This is a genomic window from Limnospira sp. PMC 1279.21, assembly GCF_032349615.1.
In the GTDB taxonomy this organism is placed as follows: Bacteria; Cyanobacteriota; Cyanobacteriia; order Cyanobacteriales; family Microcoleaceae; genus Limnospira; species Limnospira fusiformis.
Window position 1 is genome coordinate 1 of sequence record NZ_JARPLU010000248.1, and the last position, 4,901, is coordinate 4,901.

Genomic DNA, 4,901 nt, shown 5'->3' on the forward strand with positions numbered 1-4,901 from the left:
CCGTGGGCGGGTGTAGCAGTCTTGCTGGTGTTGGTAGTAGCTGACAGAAGCACCCCGTGGGCGGGTGTAGCAGTCTTGCTGGTGTTGGTAGTAGCTGACAGAAGCACCCGCCCCTACTGTCAATGCAGAAAGAAAAGTCTTGTATCTGCTATGATAATTCAATAGCCCAGGTACTCTGGGTGGTAATGCCTGTGGAGCTGTCGGAACGGGGTAAGACTGTTGGGAGGTTTCGGCCACTTGTACCAACAACTGCTGGGGAAGACCAAGGAAGCAGGAATGCCTTATCGTGAGGTAAGGAAGCCCGTGTCGTAATCTTTGATTCGATGACGGGAGGATGTCACGTCGGAGATGGCAAAATCTATCAAGGTCCTATGTCAACAGAAATTAAGGACGAATTACAGCTAGAAGTGCAACGCCGCCGTAATTTCGCCATTATCTCCCACCCAGACGCGGGAAAAACCACGTTAACAGAAAAACTACTTCTGTATGGAGGAGCCATTCACGAAGCGGGAGCAGTAAAAGTCCGCAGGTCGCAGCGTCACGCGACATCAGACTGGATGGCGATGGAACAACAACGGGGGATTTCCATCACTTCAACAGTGTTGCAGTTTGAATATCATAACACTCAGATTAACTTACTGGATACTCCCGGACACCAAGATTTCAGTGAAGATACCTATAGGACGTTGGCGGCGGCGGATAATGCGGTGATGCTGGAAGATGCAGCTAAGGGTTTAGAACCTCAAACCCGGAAGCTGTTTGAGGTGTGTAAGATGCGGGGCTTACCTATTTTTACGTTTATTAATAAAATGGATCGCCCTGGTCGGGAACCTTTGGAACTTCTTGATGAAATTGAGCAGGAATTGGGGTTACACCCTTACCCGGTAAACTGGCCAATTGGTATGGGCGATCGCTTTAAAGGAGTTTTTGACCGCCATAAGGGACAAATTCATCTATTTGAACGGACAGCCCACGGTTCTCGGGAAGCGGTAGATACAGTGATAGATTTGGGAGATCCGCGCATTGAGGATTTATTAGACCAGGATCTGTATTATCAACTCAAGGAAGAATTGGAACTGTTGGACGCTTTAGGTTCAGACTTGGATCTGTCGGCGGTACATAGTGGGAAAATGACCCCAGTATTTTTTGGTAGCGCCATGACTAACTTTGGGGTACAACTGTTTCTGGATGCTTTCCTAGAATATTCGTTAAAACCAGGTCCCCACAATAGCACGATTGGGGATATTCCCCCAGATTATCCAGAGTTTACAGGGTTTGTGTTTAAGTTACAGGCGAATATGGACCCGAAACATCGCGATCGCGTGGCTTTTGTGCGGGTATGTACAGGAAGATTTGAGAAGGACATGACGGTTAGCCATGCTAGAACCGGAAAAACGGTGCGTCTGTCACGTCCGCAAAAACTGTTCGCGCAGGATCGTGAGTCAATTGAGGCGGCTTATCCTGGGGATGTCATTGGTTTAAATAATCCGGGAGTATTTGCGATCGGTGATACCATCTACAATGGTCAAAAACTGGAATATGAGGGGATTCCCTGTTTTTCGCCGGAACTTTTCGCCTATCTGAAAAATCCTAATCCGTCTAAATTTAAGCAGTTCAATAAGGGTATTACAGAACTGAGGGAAGAGGGAGCAATTCAGATCATGTATTCTCAGGATGATTCTAAACGCGATCCAATTTTGGCGGCGGTGGGTCAACTTCAGTTTGAGGTAGTTCAGTTTCGGATGCAGAATGAATATGGGGTGGAAACTCGCCTAGAATTGTTACCCTATAGTGTGGCTAGATGGGTAGCAGGGGGATGGGAAGCGTTAACCAAGGTGGGAAGACTGTTTAATACTGTTACTGTTAAGGACAGTTGGGGTCGCCCAGTTTTGTTATTTAAGAATGAGTGGAATTGTCAACAGGTACAGTCGGAACATCCAGAACTGGAATTAAGAAGTTCGGCTCCGGTGGTGTCGGGTCAGCAACCGCAATAGTGGGAAAAATTGAGTAGGGACAACATATAGTTGTCCCTATCGTTTGTGTGTATATACAGAATTGACAGAAAGACAATGAGGATCCTTGTGTTGACTACTCCCCGCGCTAAAGCGACGGGGATTCCCCGGAGGGATTTCAGAACTTCCGACAAGTCGGACTCCTAGGCGAAGTCAAATACGCCTCTATAGGTGGCCCGAAGGCTTCCTTTTACTTATTTTCATTCAATCACCTTTTGTCTCTCGCCAATGAAACGTCTTTGCTGCCGACATTTCTGCATGATGCAAGTCTGCCCTCACGGGATGTTAAGCCCCTTTCATTTGGGTCATAGAGAAGGCGATACCATTCTATCATAGTCATTGCGGCTAAAGCCGCCGAGTCGTTTTTCCGCCCCGCTTTAAAAAGACGGAGCTACCAAACTCCCGAATTTTTGCCGTGTTGTATATGGAGGGAAGCGCAATAGTTAGTTATTCGACAATAGCGGGGGTTTCTTCGATTGGCGTTTCAGAAAATAAGGCTGTATAGGCATATCCGGCGGCGATCGCTCCTACAATGGGAGCCAACCAGAATAACCACACTTGACTAAACAATTCTACGCCAGCAAACAGGGCTGGTCCTGTGCTGCGAGCGGGGTTAACAGAAGTGTTGGTCACGGGAATGCTGATTAAGTGAATTAGGGTTAGGGCTAAACCAATAGCAATAGGAGCAAAGCCCTTGGGGGCTCGGCTATCTGTTGATCCCAAAATCACCATCAAAAACATGAATGTCAGAACTACTTCTGTGATTAAACACGAAAGTAAGGAAAAGCCACCGGGAGAGTGAGGCCCAAAACCATTAGTAGCCAGAGGATTAGTACCAGTAAGGATAAAATCTGGTTGACCTATGGCGATTAGATAGACCAAACCGGCGGCAACGATCGCACCTATAACCTGAGCGACAATATAGGGGAGTAAATCCGAGGCTGGGAAGCGTTTTGCTGCCCATAAACCAAAGGAAACTGCCGGGTTAAGGTGACAACCGGAAATGTGACCAATGGCATAAGCCATAGTCAATACGGTGAGACCAAAGGCGATCGCCACACCAATAAAGGCAATCCCAAAAGGATTATCAACACCCCGTGGAAATTCGGCTGCTAATACCGCACTACCACAACCTCCGAACACGAGCCAAAACGTACCGAGAAACTCGGCGATGCACCGTTTATTCAGGGGCATTTTTTTCACCTCAAATAACTAATTGGGTAAGTTTAAGCAGCAATGCTATCACGTCTGCTTCTGGGAGTGAATTGTTGTTAGTAAAACTTTATAATTGTCGTGGCTATCTGGAAGCCCTAGACTATTATTAAATGAACATATAACTATATGTTAACCTAACAGATATCTAGTATTTGTTGGGTATGCCCTGAGACCAGGTATGGCTTATATATCCTGTGGAAAAGCAGTTATAGAGTTAATTAAACATAGTTAATCAAAGACGATCGCCTGTTTGTGGGTGAAAAAGATGCACTTTTTCATAGGCGATCGCCAAGTTAATTTTATCCCCCAAACTGACATCAATGGCTGCGGGAATCCTCACCTGTAAGCCATCTTCTGGGGGGTGGGTAAACCTAGCAAATAACAGGGTTTCATGTCCCAAGGATTCGACCCGTTCAACCCTGACATTAAGATGATTCGGGCTAGGTTCTGCGAGGGTTAAATGTTCCGAACGCACGCCCAAAACGATAGACTGATCAGCCAAATTCGTGAGATTAGCTATGGTTTCCTGAGATAAACTGAGGCGAAAATGGGGATGGATTAACTCACCGGACTTAGACAATTTAACGGTGAGAAAATTCATGGGACTAGAGCCAATAAACTCGGCTACAAAACGATTAGCGGGGGAGTTATACAAAACCATGGGACTGTCAATTTGCTGAATTTGTCCGCCATTCAGGACAGCAATTCGAGTCCCCATAGTCATAGCTTCGGTTTGGTCGTGGGTAACATAAATAGTGGTAGTTCCTAACTGTCGTTGTAAGTCAACAATTTGCGATCGCATTTCGGTGCGTAACCTAGCATCCAAATTAGATAAGGGTTCATCCATGAGAAAAACCTGGGGATTTCGAGCCATAGCCCTTCCTAAAGCGACCCGTTGCTTTTGACCGCCGGAAAGTTGTTTGGGAAACCGATCTAGTAGGGGTTCAATTTGCAACATCTCAGCAATTTGTTGTACTCGCAGCGCAATGGAACGTTCCCGACTAGACTGGTTACGGAAGGAATTAGGAAAAGGGAGCGATCGCTTTATAGTTCCGGCTAGTCTTTGAGGCAATTTTTCGGGTTGGCCAGTACGTCGCAACCCAAAAGCCAAATTATCATAAACTTTAATGTGGGGATATAGGGCGTAATTTTGAAATACCATAGCGACATCGCGGTTTTTGGGAGGATAATCATTAACTAAGCGATCGCCAATCCAAATCTTTCCGGCTGTGGGAGTTTCCAAGCCAGCAATCAAGCGTAATAGGGTACTTTTTCCGCAGCCAGAAGGTCCGACAAACACCATAAATTCACCATCACGGACGGTGAGGTTAATATTACGAAGGACGGCTCTATCTCGGTCGGTTTCCGAGGGGGTATTTTCCTGGGAAAAACGCTTATAAATATTCTCCAAAACGACGATCGCCATAGTGATTAACCCTCGATTTTTGTACGGTGAATGGGGCTAACCACGGACAAAATCGGTTCCCCAGCATTCAATTCTACCAGGCGATCGCCATAACCATCCTTACCCCAAACCGGAACCACATCAGGAACTAAAGTTACCTAATGATTTTCACTGGTTAAACAATATACAACCTCACGGGGAGTAGTCGCGGCCAACCCCCGACAAGCATATCATGATGACGGAGAGTTTAACATCTGAGTACCAAGGAC

General features: G+C 46.3%; 3 protein-coding genes. 1 reads left to right on the plus strand and 2 read right to left on the minus strand.

The window, feature by feature from the left end; translation table 11 throughout:
• The first annotated feature begins 371 nt into the window (after positions 1-371).
• Positions 372-1,994 carry a peptide chain release factor 3 gene (locus P5683_RS22655; protein ID WP_035760108.1) on the plus strand — a complete coding sequence of 541 codons (1,623 nt, stop codon included), beginning with the start codon at positions 372-374 and terminating at the stop codon, positions 1,992-1,994.
• A gap of 465 nt (positions 1,995-2,459) precedes the next feature.
• On the opposite strand, the gene aqpZ is transcribed toward P5683_RS22655, so the two are convergent.
• Together aqpZ and P5683_RS22665 are read right to left on the minus strand one after the other, a co-directional pair.
• Positions 2,460-3,206, minus strand: a complete 747-nt coding sequence (gene aqpZ / locus P5683_RS22660; RefSeq protein WP_006624338.1) for an aquaporin Z — start codon at positions 3,204-3,206, stop codon at positions 2,460-2,462.
• A gap of 253 nt (positions 3,207-3,459) precedes the next feature.
• Positions 3,460-4,653, minus strand: coding sequence for an ABC transporter ATP-binding protein (locus P5683_RS22665; protein WP_006624339.1), 1,194 nt, complete (start codon positions 4,651-4,653; stop codon positions 3,460-3,462).
• Positions 4,654-4,901 lie beyond the last annotated feature (248 nt).